Origin of the sequence: Aeromonas sp. OTU364 (genome assembly GCF_038440395.1) — a bacterium.
GTDB lineage: Bacteria > Pseudomonadota > Gammaproteobacteria > Enterobacterales > Aeromonadaceae > Aeromonas.
The window spans coordinates 15,305-35,816 of the sequence record NZ_JASATR010000017.1 but is presented as its reverse complement, the minus strand read 5'-3'; the positions used below and the strand labels follow the sequence as shown (position 1 = coordinate 35,816).

At 63.2% G+C, this 20,512-nt stretch carries 19 protein-coding genes; 1 reads left to right on the top strand and 18 read right to left on the bottom strand.

All coding sequences use genetic code 11. From position 1 onward, the window contains the following. Positions 1-82: 82 nt before the first annotated feature. The 13 genes from lipB to leuS form a co-directional block, all read right to left on the bottom strand. Positions 83-760, bottom strand: a complete 678-nt coding sequence (lipB, locus tag AAHB08_RS15995) for a lipoyl(octanoyl) transferase LipB (protein WP_342059478.1) — start codon at positions 758-760, stop codon at positions 83-85. A gap of 83 nt (positions 761-843) precedes the next feature. Further along, complete coding sequence (ybeD, locus tag AAHB08_RS15990; RefSeq protein ID WP_005329804.1) at positions 844-1,107, bottom strand: DUF493 family protein YbeD; 264 nt, start codon at positions 1,105-1,107, stop codon at positions 844-846. A 286-nt stretch (positions 1,108-1,393) separates the two neighbouring features. Then, positions 1,394-2,623, bottom strand: a complete 1,230-nt coding sequence (locus tag AAHB08_RS15985; RefSeq protein WP_005329807.1) for a D-alanyl-D-alanine carboxypeptidase family protein — start codon at positions 2,621-2,623, stop codon at positions 1,394-1,396. Between the two features lie 181 nt (positions 2,624-2,804). After that, positions 2,805-3,737, bottom strand: a complete 933-nt coding sequence (locus tag AAHB08_RS15980; protein ID WP_342059477.1) for a septal ring lytic transglycosylase RlpA family protein — start codon at positions 3,735-3,737, stop codon at positions 2,805-2,807. Continuing rightward, a complete protein-coding gene (mltB, locus tag AAHB08_RS15975) occupies positions 3,679-4,677 on the bottom strand; it encodes a lytic murein transglycosylase B (RefSeq protein WP_342059476.1) in 999 nt (332 codons plus the stop codon). Before mltB ends, AAHB08_RS15980 begins: the two co-directional genes overlap by 59 nt. Further along, positions 4,677-5,780 carry a rod shape-determining protein RodA gene (gene rodA / locus AAHB08_RS15970; protein ID WP_139434103.1) on the bottom strand — a complete coding sequence of 368 codons (1,104 nt, stop codon included), beginning with the start codon at positions 5,778-5,780 and terminating at the stop codon, positions 4,677-4,679. Before rodA ends, mltB begins: the two co-directional genes overlap by 1 nt. A gap of 68 nt (positions 5,781-5,848) precedes the next feature. Beyond that, complete coding sequence (gene mrdA, locus AAHB08_RS15965; protein WP_139434102.1) at positions 5,849-7,777, bottom strand: penicillin-binding protein 2; 1,929 nt, start codon at positions 7,775-7,777, stop codon at positions 5,849-5,851. A 101-nt stretch (positions 7,778-7,878) separates the two neighbouring features. Continuing rightward, positions 7,879-8,346 carry a 23S rRNA (pseudouridine(1915)-N(3))-methyltransferase RlmH gene (rlmH, locus tag AAHB08_RS15960; protein ID WP_005298242.1) on the bottom strand — a complete coding sequence of 156 codons (468 nt, stop codon included), beginning with the start codon at positions 8,344-8,346 and terminating at the stop codon, positions 7,879-7,881. 6 nt (positions 8,347-8,352) lie between these two features. Beyond that, entirely contained in the window at positions 8,353-8,688 is a 336-nt protein-coding gene (gene rsfS / locus AAHB08_RS15955; RefSeq protein WP_139434100.1) for a ribosome silencing factor, read from the bottom strand. 213 nt (positions 8,689-8,901) lie between these two features. After that, positions 8,902-9,555, bottom strand: a complete 654-nt coding sequence (gene nadD, locus AAHB08_RS15950) for a nicotinate-nucleotide adenylyltransferase (RefSeq protein WP_139434099.1) — start codon at positions 9,553-9,555, stop codon at positions 8,902-8,904. Between the two features lie 64 nt (positions 9,556-9,619). Beyond that, a complete protein-coding gene (gene holA, locus AAHB08_RS15945; RefSeq protein ID WP_342059475.1) occupies positions 9,620-10,654 on the bottom strand; it encodes a DNA polymerase III subunit delta in 1,035 nt (344 codons plus the stop codon). Positions 10,655-10,667: 13 nt separating this feature from the next. Next, positions 10,668-11,150, bottom strand: coding sequence for an LPS-assembly lipoprotein LptE (locus AAHB08_RS15940; RefSeq protein ID WP_106887591.1), 483 nt, complete (start codon positions 11,148-11,150; stop codon positions 10,668-10,670). A gap of 121 nt (positions 11,151-11,271) precedes the next feature. After that, a complete protein-coding gene (leuS, locus tag AAHB08_RS15935; protein WP_342059474.1) occupies positions 11,272-13,848 on the bottom strand; it encodes a leucine--tRNA ligase in 2,577 nt (858 codons plus the stop codon). 234 nt (positions 13,849-14,082) lie between these two features. Here leuS and AAHB08_RS15930 point away from each other — a divergent pair, with 234 nt between their 5' ends. Then, on the top strand, positions 14,083-14,565 hold the full coding sequence (locus tag AAHB08_RS15930; protein ID WP_139434096.1) for a zinc ribbon-containing protein: 483 nt from the start codon (positions 14,083-14,085) through the stop codon (positions 14,563-14,565). Positions 14,566-14,630: 65 nt separating this feature from the next. On the opposite strand, the gene lnt is transcribed toward AAHB08_RS15930, so the two are convergent. The 5 genes from lnt to miaB form a co-directional block, all read right to left on the bottom strand. Beyond that, on the bottom strand, positions 14,631-16,208 hold the full coding sequence (gene lnt / locus AAHB08_RS15925; RefSeq protein WP_342059473.1) for an apolipoprotein N-acyltransferase: 1,578 nt from the start codon (positions 16,206-16,208) through the stop codon (positions 14,631-14,633). Between the two features lie 148 nt (positions 16,209-16,356). Beyond that, on the bottom strand, positions 16,357-17,238 hold the full coding sequence (gene corC, locus AAHB08_RS15920; RefSeq protein ID WP_005329827.1) for a CNNM family magnesium/cobalt transport protein CorC: 882 nt from the start codon (positions 17,236-17,238) through the stop codon (positions 16,357-16,359). A gap of 98 nt (positions 17,239-17,336) precedes the next feature. Further along, a complete protein-coding gene (ybeY, locus tag AAHB08_RS15915; protein WP_247625732.1) occupies positions 17,337-17,801 on the bottom strand; it encodes an rRNA maturation RNase YbeY in 465 nt (154 codons plus the stop codon). Then, on the bottom strand, positions 17,798-18,856 hold the full coding sequence (locus tag AAHB08_RS15910; RefSeq protein ID WP_202046502.1) for a PhoH family protein: 1,059 nt from the start codon (positions 18,854-18,856) through the stop codon (positions 17,798-17,800). The genes ybeY and AAHB08_RS15910 overlap by 4 nt, the downstream gene beginning before the upstream one ends. A gap of 49 nt (positions 18,857-18,905) precedes the next feature. Further along, entirely contained in the window at positions 18,906-20,339 is a 1,434-nt protein-coding gene (miaB, locus tag AAHB08_RS15905; RefSeq protein WP_139435807.1) for a tRNA (N6-isopentenyl adenosine(37)-C2)-methylthiotransferase MiaB, read from the bottom strand. Positions 20,340-20,512 lie beyond the last annotated feature (173 nt).

The window sequence follows — 20,512 nt, the reverse complement described above, 5'->3', positions numbered from 1 at the left end:
TCACTCTCGGTGTTTGTTATTGTCTGATTGGTAGCCATTAGGGTCTTCTTTGAGCCCTCATGGTTGCACGGCATGGGGTTGCTCATGCCGCCTCTTCGGTATGGGTGATCGTTTGGTAGCCAATCAGGCGGGCCAGTTCGGCCACCAGAATGGATTGCGCCTCGGCCACGCTCTGCGGGCCGCCCAGGGCGCTGGTCTGGGTCATGGCCATGCCCGCATAGCCGCACGGATTGATGCGCAGGAAGGGGGTCATGTCCATGTTGATATTGAGGGCCAGTCCGTGGAAGGAGCAGCCCTTGCGGATCCTCAGGCCCAGGGAGGCGAGCTTGGCCTCCATGCCGAGGTCATTCTTCACGTAGACGCCGGGGGCATCGGCCTTGGCATAGGCCTGGATGTCGCTTCTGGCCAGGGTGTTGATGATGGCGGTTTCCAGGCAGGTCACCAGCTCGCGCACCGAGAGCTTGCTGCGGCGCACGTCCACCAGCACATAGAGCACCAGCTGGCCGGGACCGTGATAGGTCACCTGGCCGCCGCGATCGCTCTGCACCACAGGGATGTCACCGGGGGCGAGCAGATGCTCGGCCTTGCCAGCCTGGCCCTGGGTGTAGACGGGATCGTGCTCCACCACCCAGAACTCGTCGGGGGTCTCGCTGGTGCGGTTGTCGGTGAAGGCCTTCATGGCGTCCCACACCGGCTGGTAGGGGCGATGGCCCAACTGTCTGACTAACAGCCGTGGCTGGGCGGGGATCTGTGATGACATCTTTCCTCACTGACTGGCGCTTGCGTCGGCAAAACAGAATGGCAAATAATCGCTCGCCCCGATGGCGGGGCGAGAGAGGCGACTCACAGAACGTAGCGAACCAGCTCGATCTTGCCGAGTGCGGTGTACATGGCTTCGATGTGCTCCTTGCTCTGGGCAGTGACCGTCACTCGTACCGAGTGATAGTTGCCCTTGGTGCTGGGCTGAACGGTCGGGCTGTAAGTGCCCGGGGCATGTTGCTGCAGCACTTCAACCACCTGATCCGGCAGGGCGGGATCGGCCACGCCAAGCACCTTGAACGGGAACTTGCAGGGGAACTCCAGCAGCTCATCAAACTTGGTATTCATCTCACTCACCTTTAGCGTCGTCACGAAACGACTTCATCTTGCATCTTGTCTGGCCGAGGGACTCGGGCCGCCAGTCGCGTCAACCATGGGCACGGCTCCATCTTATATGGGCACTGCCCGGCGCGGGATCAAGCCCGCCAGGTCGACAGGACGTGGGAATGCTGCTTTTTACCACAAATGGAGCGTCGGCGGAACCTGCAGATTGCAGGGTTATTCACTGCCATGATGCGGTAAAGACAGCAGCGGCGCCTGTTGGCGCCGCTGTTTGGTCAGGATCGTGCGCAGGTTACTTGAACCAGCTGGCGACCAGCATCACCAGGTAATCCCACAGACGGCTCATCAGGCCACCTTCCTGCACCTCTTCCAGGGCGACCAGCGGAACCTGCTTGATCTCCTTGTCACCCTGCTTGAGGAACACGGTACCGACGCGCTGACCCTTGGCCAGCGGGGCCTTCAGCTCGCTCTCGAGCTGGAAGTCCGCCTTCAGGTTGTTGCCCTGGCCACGGGTGACCAGCACGGAGACATCCTGATCGACGCCCAGTTTCACTTCGGACTTGTCGCCCATCCAGATCTTCTGGGTCACCAGCTCGGTACCCGCCTTGTAGGGGGTCAGGCTCTGGAAGAAGCGGAAACCGTAGGTGAGCAGCTTCTTGCTCTCGGCGGCGCGGGAGCCTTCGCTGCTGGCGCCCAGCACCACGGCGATCAGGCGCATGCCCTCGTTGTTGGTGGCGGAGGAGACCAGGTTGTAGCCGACCTGGCTGACGTGGCCGGTCTTGATGCCATCCACTTGCAGGGACTGATCCCACAGCAGGCGGTTGCGGTTGTGCTGGGTGATGCCGTTGAACACGAACGACTTCTGGGAGTAGATCTTGTACTCCTCCGGCAGGTCGCGGATCAGCGCCTGACCCAGGCGGGCCATGTCATGGGCGGTACTGTAGTGGCCTTCTGCATCCAGACCGTGGGGGTTCATGAAGTGGCTGTCGTTCATGCCGAGCTTGGCGGCCCAGGAGTTCATCAGGCTGGCGAAGGAGTCGGTGCTGCCCGCCAGGTGTTCGGCCATGGCGACGCAGGCGTCGTTGCCGGACTGGATGATGATGCCCTTGTTGAGATCATCGACCGAGACCTGCTTGCCCACCTCGATGAACATCTTGGAGGAGTCGGAGTAGTTCTTGGACCAGGCGTTCTGGCTGATGGTCACCATGTCGGTGCGCTTGATGTTCCCCTTCAGCAGCTCCTGGCCGATGATGTAGGAGGTCATCATCTTGGTCAGGCTGGCGGGGGGCAGACGCTCTTCGGCGTTCTGCTCGGCCAGCACCTGACCGGAGTAGTAGTCGATCAGAATATGGGCCTTGGCGGAGATCTCCGGCGCGGCAGGCACCACCATGGGGGCGCTGTTCAGGGTGGGGACCGGCTGGGCAGTCGGCAGCGCCGAATCCGGCGTCGGTACCGGCTGGTTGGCCTGGGCGGTCGCGCTTAGCAGGGAGGCCAGAATAACGGAACGGGCAAATTTGGACATCTTGAAATTCCTGGTGCCTGGATGGGGATTACCCAAGTTGAAAAAAAGCGGGCTCCACTATACCAGATGTGCCGGTCGGTCATAGTCCGGTGTGCCATCTGGTCTGGTTTTTTATCCATCGGTTGTCGGCGTCACGCCGGGAAACGACGTGACGCCTGGATAAGGTTGTGTTCCGTTTCTATCAAGGAACGATAAAGGCCTGCTCCAGCCCTCCCTGCCGGATCTGTTCCAGCAGGCTTGCCTGCTGATCGGCGGCGACCGGTCCCAGCAGCACCCGGAAGATGGCGTCGTGGGCCACCACCTGGTAGGGCACGCCGTAGCGCTGGGTCATCACCTTGCCCATGGCCTCGGCCCTGGGTTGGGAGCCACTGGCCAGTACCTGGATCATCTTGCCCTGGCCGGTTGCGGCCTTGGGCGTGGAGAGGGTGCCGGTCGCCGTGGCGGCCGCCGCGGGAGCGGCCTTGGCCGGGGTGACTGTGGTTGCAGCCTCAGGCTGGGCCTCACCCAGGAAGGCGGCCTCCTGGGCAGCCGGTTGCATGGGTTGCATCGGCGTCATGGGCACCATCTCGACCATCTGATCCGGCTGATCGGTGATGAGCTCGAGACGCACCCTGGCCTCGCCCCCATCGACCATCTCCAGCTGCTTGGCCGCGGCATGGGAGAGATCGATCAGGCGCTCGCTGCCGAAGGGGCCGCGATCGTTGACCCGCACTATGGTCTCCAGCCCGTTGTCCAGGTTGGTGACCCGCACATAGCTCGGCAGCGGCAGGTTGCGGTGGGCGGCGCTGAACAGGGTGCTGTCCTGCACGTCGCCGTTGGCGGTCTTGTTGCCATCGAGATCCTGGGCGAGCCAGCTGGCGGTGCCCTCCTCGCTGTAGTGCTTGATGTCGCGCCACACCTCGTACTTCTGCTTGCCGATCCAGTAGTCCCGATTGCCGCTCTCGCTCATGGGCTCGGGGCGCGGGATGGCGCCGGTCGCCTGCGGTATCTCGATCACCTGGGTTTTTTCCGGCTGCACCTGGACCGGCGGCGGGGGAGCCTGCTCCGGTTGGCTGCTACAGGCGGCCAGCAACAAGGTCAGCGTGAGGGGGAGAAGTTTGTGGCTGTAATGCATATGCGTCCTGGATGGCTTGACTGAGTTGATGCACCGCCATCGCATAGAGAGGGCTGCGGTTGTAGCGGGTGATCACATAAAAATTGTGGCGCGCGACCCAGTATTCCGGTCCATCGGCCTGCTCCAATGCCAGCAGTTTCACCGGCGTGTCCGGTGCCAGCGGGGTGGCGAGTTCAATCCCGGCGGCAGCCAGCTCGGCCCAGCGCTGCTTGAGCTCGGGCTCGGGCGCAAGCAGGGTACCTACAGGCGCCAATCCGATCAAGGCGGGTTCCACCACAGACTCCCCCCAGCGCCAGCGGTGCTCGGCAAAGTAGTTGGCCACGCTGCCGATGGCGTCCGCCGGGTTGGCAAACAGATCCCGCTTGCCGTCGCCATCGAAATCGACGGCGTAGTGGCGATAGCTGGAGGGCATGAACTGGCCCATGCCCATGGCGCCGGCATAGGAGCCCTTGAGAGCGGTGAGTGGCCACTTCTCTTCCCGGGCAAGCAGCACCAGCTGGGCGAACTCCTTGGCGAAGAACTCCTCGCGGGCGGGGTAGTGGAACCCCAGGGTATAGAGGCTGTCGAGCACCGGATGGCGGCCCATCTGGCGGCCATAGAAGGTCTCTATGCCGATGATGGCGACGATGAGGGAGGCGGGCACCCGGTAGTGCTGCTCGGCCCTGGTCAGGGTGGCGGCGTGGTGTTGCCAGAAGCCGACCCCGTCCCGGATCCGCTCCGGGGTGACGAACAGCGGCCGGTAGCGATGCCAGGGCTTGGCCTCCCAGGGACGGCTGATGGTGTCGAGCACCTCCTGGCGCAGCCGCGCCTGGGCGGCCGCGGCCTGCAACTCGGCCAGCGGCACGGATTGCTGCTCGGCCAGCAGGCTCAGCCGCTCGGGGGAGACGCTCGCCCCCGCCGTGAGCGAACAGGCGCAGAGCACCAGCAAGCCAGCTCTCATCAGGCGAGCAGTCGTCTGTGGGTCTGGATGGACATCAGGATGCCGAAGCCCGCCATCAGGGTCACCATGGAGGTGCCGCCATAGCTCACCAGGGGCAGGGGCACCCCCACCACAGGAAGGATGCCGCTCACCATGCCCATGTTGACGAACACATAGACGAAGAAGGTGAGGGTCAGGGCGCCGCCGAGCAGGCGCTCGAAGCTGTTTTGGGCCTGCATGGAGATGAAGAGGCAGCGGCTGATGATATAGAGGTAGATGACCAGCAAGAGGGCCACCCCCACCAGGCCGAACTCCTCGCTGAACACCGCGAAGATAAAGTCGGTGTGGCGCTCGGGCAGAAACTCCAGCTGGGACTGGGTGCCCTGCAGCCAGCCCTTGCCGAACACGCCGCCTGAGCCGATGGCTATCTTGGACTGGATGATGTGGTAGCCGCGGCCGAGGGGATCCTTCTCCGGGTCCAGCAGCATCAGTACCCGCTGGCGCTGGTAGTCGTGCATCAGGAAGAACCAGAGCACCGGCATGAAGGCGCAGATCAGCAAGACCGCGAGCCCGATCAGCCACCAGCTGATCCCCGCCAGGAAGATGACGAAGAAGCCGGAGGCCGCCACCAGGATGGAGGTGCCGAGATCGGGCTGGGCGGCGATGAGCAGGGTGGGCAGCAGCACCATCACCAGGGCTATCATCACATGGCTGAACTTCGGCGGCAGCGAATGCCGGCTGAGCCAGGCCGCCACCATGATGGGCATGGAGAGCTTCATCACCTCGGAAGGCTGGAACTTCATGAAACCGAGGTCCAGCCAGCGCTGGGCCCCCTTGCCGATATGGCCGAACACGTCCACCGCGATGAGCAGCAGCACCACCAGGGTGAACAGTGGCACGGACCAGCGCGCATAGAGGGAGGGGGGCAGCTGGGCTAGGCCTATCATCAGGCCGAAGGCGAGGCCGCCACGCACCAGCTGGCGCACTATGGAGTCAAAGTCCTGGCCCGAGGCGGAGTAGAGCACCACCATGGAGAGGGTCATCAGCGCCAGCAGGCCGAGCAGCAGCGGCAGGTCGATGTGCAGCTTGTACCAGATACTCTGCTGGCGGGCGGAGTTACTCATGAGAGAAGACCTCGTTCTGCATGGATGGCCTCGGGCGGGGAGGCAAGGTGCGCAGCAGGCGTGCGACGTTATTCATTGGGCACGGCCTCGCTCTGATCCGGGCTTTGGGTGGACGGCCAGTCGGGCGCCGGCGGCAGCTGGGGTTCTGGCGGCAGCAGGTAGGCATCCAGCATGTGGCGGGCGACCGGCGCCCCCATGGCACTGCCGCCACCGGCGTTTTCCAGCACCAGGGCCACCACGGCCTTGGGAGCCTCGAACGGTGCGAAGGCGACGAAGAGGGCGTTGTCACGGTGCTCCACCTTGGTGGTGGCCGCGTTGTAGATCTGGTTCTCTTTGAGGCCCACCACCTGGGCGGTGCCGGACTTGCCCGCCGCCTTGTAGGGGGTATTGGCAAAGGCGCGGCGGCCGGTGCCCTCATGGCCGTTGATGACGCGCCACATGCCGTCCTTGGCCACCTGCCAGTAGGTGTCGCTCTTGGCGGCGATGGCCACGTTCGGGTTGATGGGGGCGTTGACCACGCCATCCGCCGAGGCGGTGCTCTTGAGCAGGTGCGGCGTCACGTCGTGACCGTTCTGGGTCAGTATGCTGATCGCCTTGGCGAGCTGGATGGGGGTGGAGCTCCAGTAGCCCTGGCCTATGCCGATGGAGATGGTGTCCCCCTGATACCAGGGCTGACGCCAGCGCGCCATCTTCCAGTCGCGGGACGGCATGACCCCCTTGGTCTCTTCATAGAGGTCGACGCCACTGTACTGACCGAAGCCGAACTTGGTCATGTAGCTGTGGATCTTGTCGATGCCGACCCGGTAGGCGAGATCGTAGAAGTAGGTGTCTGCCGATACCTCGATGGCGCGATAGACGTCGAGCCAGCCATGGCCCCAGCGGCGCCAGTCACGAAACTTCTTGGTGGTGCCCGGGATGGAGAAGCTGGGACCGCCGAAGTAGCGATAGTTGGGGGTGATGGCCCCTTCGTTCAGCCCCATCACCGCCATCATGGGCTTGACGGTGGAGGCGGGGGCATAGATGCCCTGGGTAGTGCGGTTCACCAGCGGGCGCGCCGGATCGTTGAGCAGCGCCGAGTAGTTGGTGTTGGAGATGCCGGTCACGAACAGGTTGGGGTCGTAGCTCGGGCTCGACTCCATGGCCAGGATGGCGCCGGTATTGGGATCCATCATGACGATGGCGCCCCGACGGCCGGCCAGCAGCTCCTGCGCCTTCAACTGCAGGCGGATGTCGATGTTGAGGTAGATGTCCTTGCCGGGCTCCGGCGGCTGGAACTTGAGGGTGCGCACCACCCGGCCTCGGTTGTTGACCTCGACCTCCTGGTAGCCCGCCACGCCGTGCAGCTGATCCTCGTAGAACTTCTCCACACCCTGCTTGCCGATGTCCTTGGTGGCGGCATAGTTGGCGAGTTTGTCCTCCTTGTCGAGGCGCTCCACGTCACGGGTGTTGATCTTGGCCACATAGCCCAGCGCATGGGTCAGGGTATCGCCAAACGGATAGTAGCGCTTGAGATAGGCCTCTATGCTGGCGCCCGGGTAGTTGTGCTGGTTGACCGAGAAGAGCGCGACCTGATACTCGGTCAGCTTCTCGAACAGGGGCACCGGCTTGAAGCGGCGCTGGCGCTTCACCTCGGCCAGGAATCGCTCCTTGGTCCCCTCCGGCAGGGCCAGCAGGGTGATCAGCTCGTCGGCCGTCTTCTCCAGATCCTCGGTCTCTTCCGGCACTATCTCCAGGCTGTAGACGGGGCGGTTCTCCGCCAGCAGCACGCCGTTGGCGTCATAGATGAGGCCCCGTGGCGGTGCCACCGGCACGACCCGGATCCGGTTGTCGTTGGAGCGGGTCTGATAGGTTTCGTAAGACTCTACTTGCAGGTAGTAGAGATTACCCAGCAGCACCAGCATGAGGACGACCATGCCGATGTAGGCTACCAGGGTGCGCCGGAAGAACAGACGTCCCTCGGCACTGTGATCGCGCATTTCGATGCGATTCTTCAGCATGCCGTTACCTTATGGCTGACGGGGAGCAAGGGCGGGTACCACATGGACTATTCCCTGTGGTACTGGGAGTATGAGGGCGTGATGTGCCAAGGGGTCATGGCTCATTCCCTGTGATACGGATGATTGGTGGTAATGCTCCAGGCCCGGTAGAGGCTCTCGGCCACCAGCACCCGCACCAATGGATGGGGCAGGGTCAGGGGTGACAGGGACCAGCTCTGTTCGGCGGCGGCCTTGCACTCGGGGGACAGTCCTTCAGGCCCGCCCACCAGCAGCGCCACATCCCGGCCATCGAGCTTCCAGGCTTCCAGTTGCACGGCGAGCTGCTCCGTGGTCCAGGGCTTGCCGGGAATGTCCAGGGTGACGATGCGCGAGCGGCCGGCGGCGGCCAGCATGGCTTCCCCCTCCTTCTGCAGGATGCGGGGAATGTCGGCATTCTTGCCGCGTTTGCCCGCGCCTATCTCGACGAGTTCGAACGGCATGTCTTTCGGGAAACGGCGACGGTACTCTTCGAAGCCATGCTCTACCCAGGCAGGCATCTTGGTGCCCACTGCAATCAACTGGATCTTCATCGTTCGTTACGCTTGCACCTGGGTGCCACCCCAGAGTTTCTCCAGTTGGTAGAAGTCGCGGTACTCATCCTGCATCACATGGACGATGACGGAACCCATGTCCACCAGCACCCATTCACCGGTGAGCTGACCTTCCACGCTGAGCAGATCGAGCCCCGCATGGCGGGCCTCGCTGGCCAGGTGGTGGGCGATGGCGCTGACGTGGCGATTGGAGTTGCCGGAGCAGATGATCATGGTGTCCGTGATGCTGGATTTGCCGCGTACATCCAGGGTGATGATGTCGCGGCCTTTCATGTCATCGATCTTGTCGACGATAAAGGCGAGCAGTTCTTGGCCTTGCAATGTCTTCTCCTATCTTCCGGCGCCAGAGGGCGGCGGATTATATCATGGTCACTCCCGTTTCCCAGTCTGGCAAAGGGGAATGGATCCGGGGCCGCCGCCCGTGGGCAAGGCAGTCCCCTGTTGATCACTATAGTGCGCAACCGGGCGGGACAATAGTCAAGCCTGTGCCGGGTGCGCCTCAGGGTGTCGGCTGACAAACCCGCGTGGCGCCGCTCACCGGCCTGGCGATGGCTGATAGAGCCGGTGCTGCCGGATGTAGTCGGCGACCGGGGCCGGCAGCAGGTACCTGGGATCCTGCCCCGCCGCCAGCAGAGCCCTCAGCCGGGTGGCCGACAGCGCTATGGGCAGGTTGTCGGCGATCCAGACATGGCCCTGGCGGTGTCGATGCAGATCCTGCACATCCCGGGTCTGGTGGCGGGCCAGCAGGCTGGCCACTTCGCCCGGGTAATCCGGTTGCCAGCCCGGGCGCTTGCTCACCACCAGGTGGGCATGATCGAGCAGCTCCTGCCAGCGATGCCAGCTCGGCAAGCCGAGCAGGGAGTCCATGCCCATCAGGAAACAGACCGGGGTATCCGGCAGCTCCTGCTTGAGCTCGATGAGGGTGTCTATGGTCCAGGAGGGCTTGTCCCGTTGCAGCTCCCGCTCATCCACCACGAAGCCCGGGTTCTCCGCCGCCGCCAGTGCGACCATGGCGAGCCGCTGCTCGCTGGAGCAGAAGGGGTTGGCACGGTGGGGCGGGATATGGTTCGGGAGCAGGCGCACCTCGGCCAGGCCCAGGGCGTCACGGGCCTCGATGGCGGGCCTCAGATGACCGATGTGGATGGGGTCGAAGGTGCCACCCAGGATGCCGATGGGGGCCTTCAGCATGAGACTCTCCCAGTCAGGTCATGGGGGGGCCCCAAGAGGCCAGCCCTGCGTTGAACCGGGGTGCTCAGCATGGTTCCGTCTCCAGCAGGGGCAGCGGCGTGCCATCGCGAAAACCCAGGGCTATGGTCTGCAACATCAGCCAGGCCTGCTCGGTGTCGAACCGGCGCTGGGCGTCGTCGAGCCGGGCCATCAGTTGCCACAGCTGCTGTATCTTGCCAACGGGCAGCCGGGTCAGGGCCTGCTGAATGAGCTGCTGGCGGCTCTGCCAGATGCGCAACCGGCTGAAGTGTTCCACCAGCGGCTGACCGGCGCGGGCGGCCAGGGCCAGCTCGGTGAGCTGCTCCAGCTCCCGGCACAGGGTCCAGGCCAGCATGCCGGGTTCGGTACCCTCGGCCCGCAGCGCCAGCAGGATGCGCTGGGCCCGGTTCACCTTGCCCTCCAGCAGGGTATCGATGAGCTGGAAGGGGGTGAAGTGGGCGTGGCGTATGATGGTCTCCTGCAGATAGGTGACGCTGATGGGCTGGGGCGGGCCGAGCAGGGTCAGCTTCTCTATCTCCTGGCTCGCGGCCAGCAGGTTGCCCTCAAAGGCGTGACACATGAAGTTGACCGCATCCGGCAGCGCCTTGAGGCCGAAACGCTGAAACCTCGCGCTCATCCAGCGCGGGAAGAAACGGGGCTCGGGGTGGTTGACCGGCACATAGGTGCCGCTCTGGCTCAGCTTGTCGAACCAGGCTGCCTTCATCTGGGTCTGATTGAGACGCCCCCCCGAGAGCACCAGCAGCAGGTCGGGATGAAGCTGCTTGCCGATCTCCGTGATGCGGGCGGCGAGATCCTTGTCGACCTTGGCGGGCAGCTCCAGCTCGATGATCTGGCGGGCCGAGAAGAGGCTCATGGCCTGACAGGCGTCATAGACCTGATTCCAGTCCAGCCCGGCTTCCACCACGAAGCTGTGGCGTTCATCGAACCCCTGTTTGCGGGCCACCTGGCGCACGGCGTCGATGGCCTCGAGCTTGAGCAGCGGCTCGTCACCAAAAACGAGATAGCAGGGCTTGAGCCCTGCCTTGAGATGATCGCTGAACTGCTCGGGATAGACTCTCATCAAGAAGCTCGCATCAGAACTTGACCTGGCTCAGCTGACGGATCACCAGGTTCGCGGCCTGCTCCTGCATCTCCTTGCCAAGCTGCTCCTGCTCGCGGGAGGAGGCCAGCGCCGCATCCGGCTTGTTCAGGAAGCTGCGGTTGAAGGTGATGGGGAAGACCTGGGTCGGTTTGCCCGGCATGGAGACGGTGAACTGGGTGCTGTAACCCAGCAGGTACTCGCGGTCCTGGCCGATGGAGTCGACCGAGGCAACCTGGCTGCTGCTGCTCACCCCGGACAGGGTCAGCACCGGAATGCCCTCCTTGTCCGCCAGGGTCACCCCGGAGGCCTTGAGACGGGTGGTCACCAGCCGATAGAAGTCGCTCTTGTTGTCACCGACCACCTTCATGGTCATCAGCTCCGGGGGGATGGCGGTTCCCCGCATCTGAAAACCGCAGGCCTGCAGCAGCAGGCCCGTCAGCATGATGGCAATCCAGCGAGTGAGGGACATGCCCATGTGAATTCCTCTTTGCATCAAGTGAAGAACGGCGGGCGCTTGCCCGCCGTCACATATGGATTCAGACCCCTGCAGCTCTCCTCCCCCGACAGGGGGAGGAGGCCGGGAGTGCTGGTCATCCTCAGTTTGCGACTATGTTGAGCAGCTTGCCCGGTACATAGACCACCTTGCGCACTGTCAGGCCTTCGGTGAACTTCTGCACCGAGGCATCGGCCATGGCCAGCTTCTCGACGTCGGCCTGGCTTATTTCGGCCGGGACGGTCAGCTTGCCGCGCATCTTGCCGTTGATCTGCACCACCACCAGCTTCTCGGTCTCGACCATGGCCGCTTCATCCGCCACCGGCCAGGCCGCGACGTCGATGTCCCCTTCCTTGCCCAGCATCTTCCACAGCTCGAAGCCGATGTGCGGGGTGATGGGGTAGAGCATGACGACCACGGCTTCCAGCGCTTCCTGCATCAGGGCGCGGTCCTGCTCGTCAGAGCCCAGCTTGGCCAGGTTGTTCATCAGCTCCATGATGGCGGCGATGGCGGTGTTGAAGGTCTGACGACGACCCACGTCATCGCTCACCTTGGCGATGGTCTTGTGCAGCTCGCGGCGCACAGCCTTCTGCTCGTTGGAGAGGGCGGCGGCATCCAGTGCCGGTGCGGCACCTGCCGAGACGTGCTCGAAGGTGGTGCGCCACAGGCGACGCAGGAAGCGCTGGGCACCCTCTACGCCGGAGTCGGACCACTCCAGGGTCATGTCGGCCGGGGAGGCGAACATCATGAACAGGCGGACGGTATCGGCGCCGTAACGCTCCACCATCAGCTGCGGGTCTATGCCGTTGTTCTTGGACTTGGACATCTTGGTCATGCCGGAGTGGATCACTTCACGACCTTCGTTGTCGATGGCCTTGGTGATGCGACCCTTCTCGTCACGCTCTACCTTGACGTCGGTCGGGCTGACCCAGACGTTGCCGCCCTTCTCGTCCTTGTAGTAGAAGGCGTCGGCCAGCACCATGCCCTGGCAGAGCAGGCGCTTGAACGGCTCGTCGCTGTTCACCAGGCCGGCATCACGGAGCAGCTTGTGGAAGAAGCGGGCGTAGAGCAGGTGCATACAGGCGTGCTCGATACCGCCGATGTACTGATCCACCGGCAGCCAGTGGTTGGCGGCCGCCGGATCCAGCATCCCCTTGTCGTAGTCCGGGGAGCAGTAGCGGGCGTAGTACCAGGAGGACTCCATGAAGGTGTCGAAGGTATCGGTTTCCCGGAACGCTTCCTGGCCGTTGTAAGTGGTCTTGGCCCACTCGGCGTCGGCCTTGATGGGGCTCTGGATGCCGTCCATCACCACGTCTTCGGGCAGCAGTACCGGCAGTTGATCTTCCGGGGTCGGCACCACGGTGCCGTCGGCCAGGGTCAGCATCGGGATGGGGGCACCCCAGTAACGCTGACGGGAGACGCCCCAGTCGCGCAGGCGGTAGTTGACGGTACGCTTGCCGTGGCCGAGTCCTTCCAGCTTGCTGGCGATGGCATCGAAGGCGCCCTGGAAGTCCAGGCCGTCGAACTCGCCGGAGTCGAACAGCACGCCCTTCTCGGTGTAGGCGGCGGCGCTCACGTCCACGTCGCCATCGGCCGGCTTGATCACCGCCTTGATGTCGAGGCCGTATTTGGTGGCGAACTCGAAGTCACGCTGGTCGTGGCCCGGCACCGCCATCACGGCGCCGGTGCCGTAGTTCATCAGCACGAAGTTGGCGACCCAGACCGGCACCTTGCGGCCATCCAGCGGGTGAATGGCGTACAGGCCGGTGGCCATGCCCTTCTTCTCCATGGTCGCCATGTCAGCCTCGGCGACCTTGGTGTGCTTGCACTCCTCGATAAAGGCAGCCAGCTCGGGATTGGTTGCGGCAGCCTGGGCGGCCAGCGGGTGACCGGCGGCTATGCCTACATAGGTCACGCCCATGAAGGTGTCCGGGCGGGTGGTGTAGACCTCCAGCTGCTCGTCCTGACCCTCGATGGCGAAGCTGATGTTGACCCCTTCGGAGCGACCAATCCAGTTGCGCTGCATGGTCTTGACCATCTCCGGCCAGCCTTCCAGATTGTCGATGTCGTTCAACAGCTCTTCGGCGTAGTCGGTGATCTTGATGAACCACTGGGGGATCTCTTTCTGCTCGACCGGTGTGTCGCAGCGCCAGCAGCAGTTGTCGATCACCTGCTCGTTGGCCAGCACCGTCATGTCGTTCGGGCACCAGTTGACGGAGGAGGTCTTCTTGTAGACCAGACCCTTCTCGTAGAGCTTGGTGAAGAACCACTGCTCCCAGCGGTAGTAGTCCGGCTTGCAGGTGGCAAGCTCTCTGTCCCAGTCATAACCCAGACCCAGCATCTTCAGCTGGTTCTTCATGTATTCGATGTTTTCGTAGGTCCAGGGGGCCGGTGCCGTGCTGTTCTTGATGGCGGCGTTTTCCGCCGGCAGACCGAAGGCATCCCAGCCGATGGGTTGCAGCACATTCTTGCCATTGAGCCGTTGATAACGGGAGATCACATCACCTATGGTGTAGTTACGCACGTGCCCCATGTGTAGACGACCAGACGGATAAGGGAACATGGAGAGGCAGTAGAACTTTTCCTTGTCTACTTTCTCCACGGCCTTGAAGGTTTTCTTGGCATCCCAGTGCTGTTGCACTGCTGGTTCTATGGATTGGGGAACGTATTGCTCTTGCATTGGTGACATCCGGATCTGTGAAATGAATAGATAAATCAGCTGGGAAATCCCGATAGAATACCCATATCCTGCGGCGGCAACAACCGCCAGCATCCGCCCGGCCTCAGGCCGACCCAGGCAGCATCGAGGTTTCACGGAGCAGCAGGGGTGACAGAGGGCGGCAACCACCGCCAGCACGGCTCAGTCTCTGGCTCAGGCCGGGCACGATCAGGGTTCAGCAGAGGAGTAATGGCCATGGACAAACGTCGACAAGGGTATGAAGCCTTCATCGCCCAGCTCAAGAAGCAGTGGGAGGAGACCGAAGAGTTTCAGGGAGAGCGCCTCAACCGGATGATCGCCAAGGTACAGGCCTATCTGGAGGCGGCCGGCGATCTGACCCAGGACGAGCTGGCGCTGATCGCAGAATACGTGAAGCGGGATCTCGGCAACTATGACGAGAGCCGCGCCGAGGTGCCCGAGTCCGCCTTTATGCTGGCGCTCAAGGACACCGTCTGGTCCTGGCTGGCGGACGTGACCGACCGCGCCCAGGTGGAGTGGAGCGAGCTGGCGGACGAGCTGGAACACAAGGGCGTCTATCGGGCTGGCGACTGGGTGGGGCTGGGGGTGCTGGTGTGCGATCACTGCGAGTGGCGCCAGACTGTGCTGCACCCGCAGCAGCTCGGTACCTGCCCGGAGTGCGGTGCCAACGAGTATCATCGCGAACCGCTCTCACCTTGACATAGGGTGATGAGGTTATAAAAAAGAGGCGCCCAAGGGCGCCTCTTTTTATGTGCTTAACATACTCAGAGCTTGCGCGCCCAGGGGTGGGCGCGGGGCCGCAGCACCAGCGCCAGGCCGAGCAGCAGGGCGGCCAGCGCGTACATGGGCCAGCTGCCAAAGCGCAGGTAGGGGGTCGCGCCGTGGGCGGGACGCACCTCGGTTCTCAATACCCCGGCCTCGAACTGGGGGATCTGGGCGATGATGCTGCCGTCTATCTCGGTGACTATGGTGATGCCGGTGTTGGTGTCTCGCAGCAGCGGACGAGCCAGCTCCAGGGCGCGCATCCGGGCAATTTCCATGTGCTGCCAGGGGCCGATACTGGTGCCGAACCAGGCGTCGTTGGAGACAGTCAGCAGGAAGTCGGTGTCCGGCTGCACGTTGCGGCGTACCTCGTCCGGGAAGATGATCTCGTAGCAGATGGCGGCGGCGAACTTGAGCCCCTTGGCGATCAGATTCGGCTGCACCTCGTCGCCCCGGCTGAAGGAGGACATGGGCAGGTTGAAGAAGGGGGCTATGGGACGCAACAGATCTTCAAAGGGCACGAACTCGCCGATGGGCAGCAGGTGGTACTTGTAGTAGCGGTTCTTGTGCTCGTAGTGATAGGACTCCTTGCCGTCCAGATCCTGCACCCCCATGCCGAGCACTGTGTTGTAGAAGCGCTGTTGCTTCAGATCGTAATGGATGATCCCCGCCAGCAGACCGGTGTCGTTCACCTTCATCGCCTTGTCCAGGCTCTCCAGATAGGTACCCATCTCCTTCTCGATGGCCGGGATCGCCGATTCCGGCCAGATGATGATGTCGGCGTCCTGGTTCTCGCGGCTGAGATCCTGATAGGTACGCACCGTGGGGATCAGGGCCTCGGGATCCCACTTGAGGGACTGGGCTATGTTGCCCTGCACCAGGGCCACCTTCACCGGCTCGCCCCGGGTCACCCAGTTGAGCTGCATCAGCCCCTGGGCGGCGCCGACCAGCACAACCGGCAGCAGCAGCCAGGCCGGCTTGCGGCTCTGCCAGGTGAGCCAGAGGGCGGAGGTGGTGAGCAGCAGGACCAGGGTGATGCCCTGCACCCCGAGGATGGGAGCGAAGCCCTTGAGGGGGCCGTCTATCTGGGTGTAGCCAAACCAGAGCCAGGGATAGCCGGTCATCACCCAGCCCCGCAGCCAGTCGGCCATCAGCCAGAGCGCCGGGAAGGCGAGCAGCCAGCGGCTCCAGTGGCGGCCGCCAAAGAAGCGGGCGAAGACCCAGCAGGCCAGGGTCGGGTAGAGGGAGAGATAGGCGCAGAGGCCGGCCAGCAGCACGAAGGCGGCCGGCAGCGGGATGCCGCCAAACTCCGTCATGCTGACATGGATCCACCACTGTCCGGGCAGAAACAGCCCCATGGCATAGCCGAAGCCGCGCCAGGCCGCCTGTTTGGGGTTGGCCTTGTCCAGCAGGGCATAGAGGCCGAGCAGGGAGAGGATCACCAGAGGCCAGTAGCCGAAAGGGGAGAAGGCCAGCACGGCGATGGCGCCAGAGGCCAGGGCGAACAGGCTTGTCAGAAGTTTCGATTTCACGGGGGATCGGGGCTCGAATTGGGCTGAATAAAGTGGAATGGCCGACATCTTAACCGCAAACCGCGCCAACGGCGAGCCTCCCGGCCAGCCGGATGCCGAAGGGGCGCGCAGCAGGGGAATGGGAGAGCGCGGGGCGGCAGAATGACAAACGCCCCTGAGAGCAGGGGCGTTGATTGACGGCGCGGGGAGGGCGGGATCAGGACTCCGGCTGGGCCGCCGCGTGATTCTCCGGGATCTTCACCTGCAGTTGCTGCAGGCGGCGTCTGTCCGCGTGCATCACCTTGAACAGGTAGCCGTCCAGCTCAATCTCCTCGCCCTTCTTGGGCAGGTGGCTGAAGGCGTGCATCACCAGGCCGCCCACGGTATCCACCTCTTCATCGCTGAACTGGGTGCCGAAGAAGTCGTTGAAATCCTCGATCTCGGTCAGGGCGCTGACGGAGAAGACCCGCTTGCTGATGCGGCGGATCTCTTCCGGCTCATCCTCGATGTCGTCAAACTCGTCGTCGATCTCGCCGACGATAAGTTCCAGTATGTCTTCTATGGTCACCAGACCGGAGACGCCGCCGAACTCGTCCACCACTATGGCCATGTGGTAGCGCTCTTCGCGGAACTCCTTGAGCAGACGATCGACCCGCTTGCTCTCCGGCACTATCACAGTGGGGCGCAGGATCTTCTCGAGCTGCAGCGGCTCGCTGGCGTGATGGCCGCCAAAGCCGAACGGCAGCAGATCCTTGGCGAGCAAGATGCCCTCCACGTGATCCTTGTCTTCGTTGATCACCGGGAAGCGGGAGTGGCCGGATTCGATGATGACGGGCAGGAAGTCGTCCACCGGCTGGGACTTCTCTATGGTCACCATCTGGGAGCGGGGGATCATGATGTCACGCACGCGCAGCTCGGCAATTTCGAGCACGCCTTCGATCATGTCCTTGGTGTCCTGATCGATGAGGTCACGTTCTTCCGCATCGGCGATGACTTCCACCAGATCGTTGCGGTCTTTTGGCTCGCCCTGGAAGAGTTGGCTGAGCTTGTCGAGCCAGGTTTTCTTCGGCGAGCCGGTACTAGGGTGATCGTCGGTCATTTTCTCTCTTGGTTACTCGTGTGAACACAGGGGATAGTGTCTTGGTTATATAAGGATGACAGCGGCGTGTTTCAATGCCGTGATCGCCTCGTCAGCCCTTACTCTTCATCATTTAGATAGGGGTCGGGGAAACCGAGTTCCTGCATGATGTCGCGCTCGAGCGCCTCCATCTCCTCGGCCTCCTCGTCCTCGATATGGTCATAACCTAGCAGATGCAGACTGCCGTGCACAACCATGTGAGCCCAGTGGGCCATGAGGGGCTTGCCCTGTTCGACCGCCTCGGCCTCGACCACCTGGCGACAGATCACCAGATCCCCGAGCAGGGGGAGTTCCATGCCGGGGGGGGCTTCGAACGGGAAGGAGAGCACGTTGGTGGGCTTGTCCTTGCCGCGATAGGTGTGGTTGAGCTCGCGGCTCTCCGCCTCGTCCACCAGGCGCACCGTCACCTCGGCCTCGTCCTGGAAACCCGAAATGGTGCCATCGAGCCAGCCTTGCAGCTGGGCTTCGGTCGGCAGGCCGTCGGTGCTGGCGCAGGCCAGCTGCAGATCCAGGGTCACGCTCATTGGGCACTCTCTTTGCTGGTGTTCTCGTTGCGGGTATTGGGGGCGCTCTTCTCGGCCGCCTGCTGGGCGTCGAACGCCTCGTAGGCCTGCACTATGCGGGCCACCACGGGGTGGCGGACCACGTCTTTGGATTCGAAGAAGTTGAACGACAGGCCATCGACCCCCTGCAGCACTTCCAGCGCATGGCGCAGGCCGGATTTGGTACTGCGCGGCAGATCCACCTGGGTGATGTCGCCGGTGACCACCGCCTTGGAGTTGAAGCCGATGCGGGTCAGGAACATCTTCATCTGCTCGGTGGTGGTGTTCTGGGCCTCGTCCAGGATGATGAAGGCGTCATTCAAGGTTCTTCCGCGCATGTAGGCGAGCGGCGCCACCTCTATGATGTTGCGCTCCATCAGCTTCTCGACGCGCTCGAAGCCCAGCATCTCGAACAGGGCGTCGTAGAGGGGGCGCAGGTAGGGGTCCACCTTCTGGGAGAGATCCCCGGGCAGGAAGCCGAGCTTCTCACCGGCTTCCACCGCCGGGCGGGTCAGCAGGATGCGGCGGATCTCCTGGCGCTCCAGGGCATCCACGGCGGCGGCCACGGCGAGATAGGTCTTGCCGGTACCGGCCGGACCGATACCGAAGCTGATGTCGTGGCGCACTATGTTGGCAATGTACTGGGCCTGGTTCGGGCTGCGGGGCTTGATGAGGCCGCGCTTGGTCTTGACCGTCACCTCCTTGCCATAAGGCTGGGATGAGACCGCATCATCGTCCTGCTCCAACACACGGGACTCCTGCACCGTCAGGTGCACCATCTCCGGGGTGATGTCATTCACCTTGCCCCCCTTGAGGGGCTGGGTCTCCACATAGAGGTGCTTGAGGATGGCGGCCGCCGCATCAATCTGGGCCTGCTTGCCGAGCACCTGAAAGTGGTTGTCACGGTAGCTTATCTCGATGCCGAGACGGCGCTCCAGCTGCTTGAGGTTGTCGTCAAAGGGGCCGCACAGGCTGGCGAGACGCAGGTTGTCGGCGGGCTCCAGGTGCAGGTTCAGGGTCGAGATGTGTCGGCTCAAAATGTCCTCGTATCGGCTGTTCCCCCCGCCCTCGGGAGGGGGGAGAAAATTAATGGGGTCTGAAGGCCGCCACCCCGAGATCATCGGGGACGTTGTCCGGGCGGCGAGCCAGGATTTCGCTCGGCGCCGTGGCGATGCGCAGATTCATCTCGTCCTCGCCGCGGATGAAGCGGCCACGCAGGGAGTAGGGGCGCACGTCGGTGATCTCCACGTCGGCGAAGCCGCCGATGAGGCGGTGCGGCCCCTCGAAGTTGACCACCCGGTTGTTCTCGGTACGGCCACTGAGCTGCATGGGATCCATCTTGGAGGGGCCCTCCACCAGGATGCGCTGTACCGAGCCCAGCATGGCGCGGCCGATGAGCATGGACTGGTGGTTGATCTGGTTCTGCAGGCGGGTGAGACGGGCCTTCTTCACCTCCATGTCGACGTCGTCTGGCAGATCGGCGGCCGGGGTGCCGGGGCGCGGGCTGTAGATGAAGCTGAAGCTCATGTCGTAGTTGATCTCCTCGATGAGCTTCATGGTGGCCTCGAAGTCCTCGTCCGTCTCGTTCGGGAAGCCGACGATGAAGTCGGAACTCATGGTGATGTCGGGACGGGCGGCGCGCAGGCGGCGGATCTTGGACTTGTACTCCAGCACTGTGTGCGGGCGCTTCATCATGGTCAGGATGCGATCCGAGCCGCTCTGCACCGGCAGGTGCAGGAAGCTGACCACTTCCGGCGTGTCCTTGTAGACCTCGATGATGTCGTCGGTAAATTCGATGGGATGGCTGGTGGTGTAGCGAATGCGGTCGATGCCGTCGATGGCGGCCACCAGTCGCAGCAGCTCGGCGAAGGTGCAGTCATTGCCATCGAAGGTCGGGCCGCGGTAGGCGTTGACGTTCTGGCCGAGCAGGTTCACCTCGCGCACCCCCTGCTGGGCGAGCTGGGCGATTTCGTAGAGCACGTCGTCGAGCGGCCGGCTCACCTCCTCGCCGCGGGTGTAGGGCACCACGCAGAAGGAGCAGTATTTGGAGCAGCCTTCCATGATGGAGACGAAGGCGGTGACCCCCTCGGCGCGAGGCTCCGGCAGGTTGTCGAACTTCTCTATCTCGGGGAAGGCGATGTCCACCTGGGCACCGCGCCCCTCCTGGACCTGCTTGATCATGGCGGGCAGGCGGTGCAGGGTCTGGGGGCCGAAGACGATGTCCACATAGGGCGCCCGGCTGCGCAGGGCTTCCCCTTCCTGGGAGGCGACACAGCCACCTACGCCTATCACCAGTCCCGGTTTTTTCAGCTTGAGCTTCTTCCAGCGACCGAGCTGGTGGAATACCTTCTCCTGGGCCTTTTCACGGATGGAGCAGGTGTTGAGCAGCAGGACGTCTGCCTCCTCGGGCTCTTCGGTCAGCGTGTAGCCATTGCTGGCGTCCAACAGGTCGGCCATCTTGGACGAGTCGTACTCGTTCATCTGGCAGCCCCAGGTCTTGATATGAAGTTTCTTGCTCATTGCTACTCTTGACTGTGTTTAAGATCGGCAGGGTCAAAGGACCGGCCATTTTACTCCGCAATCCCGGTGCTGACCAGTCTGGGGCCGCACCGCCGCCATATGGCCTGGCCCGTCGCGGCAATTGCCCGCCTGACGCACTGTTTATCCGGTCTCCTTGCGTTATCATGCCCCAT

Bases quoted from the DNA above. Each gene is read 5' to 3' on its own strand.
- lipB (WP_342059478.1), bottom strand. From the start codon at position 760: ATGTCATCACAGATCCCCGCCCAGCCACGGCTGTTAGTCAGACAGTTG.
- ybeD (WP_005329804.1), bottom strand. From the start codon at position 1,107: ATGAATACCAAGTTTGATGAGCTGCTGGAGTTCCCCTGCAAGTTCCCG.
- AAHB08_RS15985 (WP_005329807.1), bottom strand. From the start codon at position 2,623: ATGTCCAAATTTGCCCGTTCCGTTATTCTGGCCTCCCTGCTAAGCGCG.
- AAHB08_RS15980 (WP_342059477.1), bottom strand. From the start codon at position 3,737: ATGCATTACAGCCACAAACTTCTCCCCCTCACGCTGACCTTGTTGCTG.
- mltB (WP_342059476.1), bottom strand. From the start codon at position 4,677: ATGAGAGCTGGCTTGCTGGTGCTCTGCGCCTGTTCGCTCACGGCGGGG.
- rodA (WP_139434103.1), bottom strand. From the start codon at position 5,780: ATGAGTAACTCCGCCCGCCAGCAGAGTATCTGGTACAAGCTGCACATC.
- mrdA (WP_139434102.1), bottom strand. From the start codon at position 7,777: ATGCTGAAGAATCGCATCGAAATGCGCGATCACAGTGCCGAGGGACGT.
- rlmH (WP_005298242.1), bottom strand. From the start codon at position 8,346: ATGAAGATCCAGTTGATTGCAGTGGGCACCAAGATGCCTGCCTGGGTA.
- nadD (WP_139434099.1), bottom strand. From the start codon at position 9,555: ATGCTGAAGGCCCCCATCGGCATCCTGGGTGGCACCTTCGACCCCATC.
- holA (WP_342059475.1), bottom strand. From the start codon at position 10,654: ATGAGAGTCTATCCCGAGCAGTTCAGCGATCATCTCAAGGCAGGGCTC.
- AAHB08_RS15940 (WP_106887591.1), bottom strand. From the start codon at position 11,150: ATGGGCATGTCCCTCACTCGCTGGATTGCCATCATGCTGACGGGCCTG.
- leuS (WP_342059474.1), bottom strand. From the start codon at position 13,848: ATGCAAGAGCAATACGTTCCCCAATCCATAGAACCAGCAGTGCAACAG.
- AAHB08_RS15930 (WP_139434096.1), top strand. From the start codon at position 14,083: ATGGACAAACGTCGACAAGGGTATGAAGCCTTCATCGCCCAGCTCAAG.
- lnt (WP_342059473.1), bottom strand. From the start codon at position 16,208: ATGTCGGCCATTCCACTTTATTCAGCCCAATTCGAGCCCCGATCCCCC.
- corC (WP_005329827.1), bottom strand. From the start codon at position 17,238: ATGACCGACGATCACCCTAGTACCGGCTCGCCGAAGAAAACCTGGCTC.
- ybeY (WP_247625732.1), bottom strand. From the start codon at position 17,801: ATGAGCGTGACCCTGGATCTGCAGCTGGCCTGCGCCAGCACCGACGGC.
- miaB (WP_139435807.1), bottom strand. From the start codon at position 20,339: ATGAGCAAGAAACTTCATATCAAGACCTGGGGCTGCCAGATGAACGAG.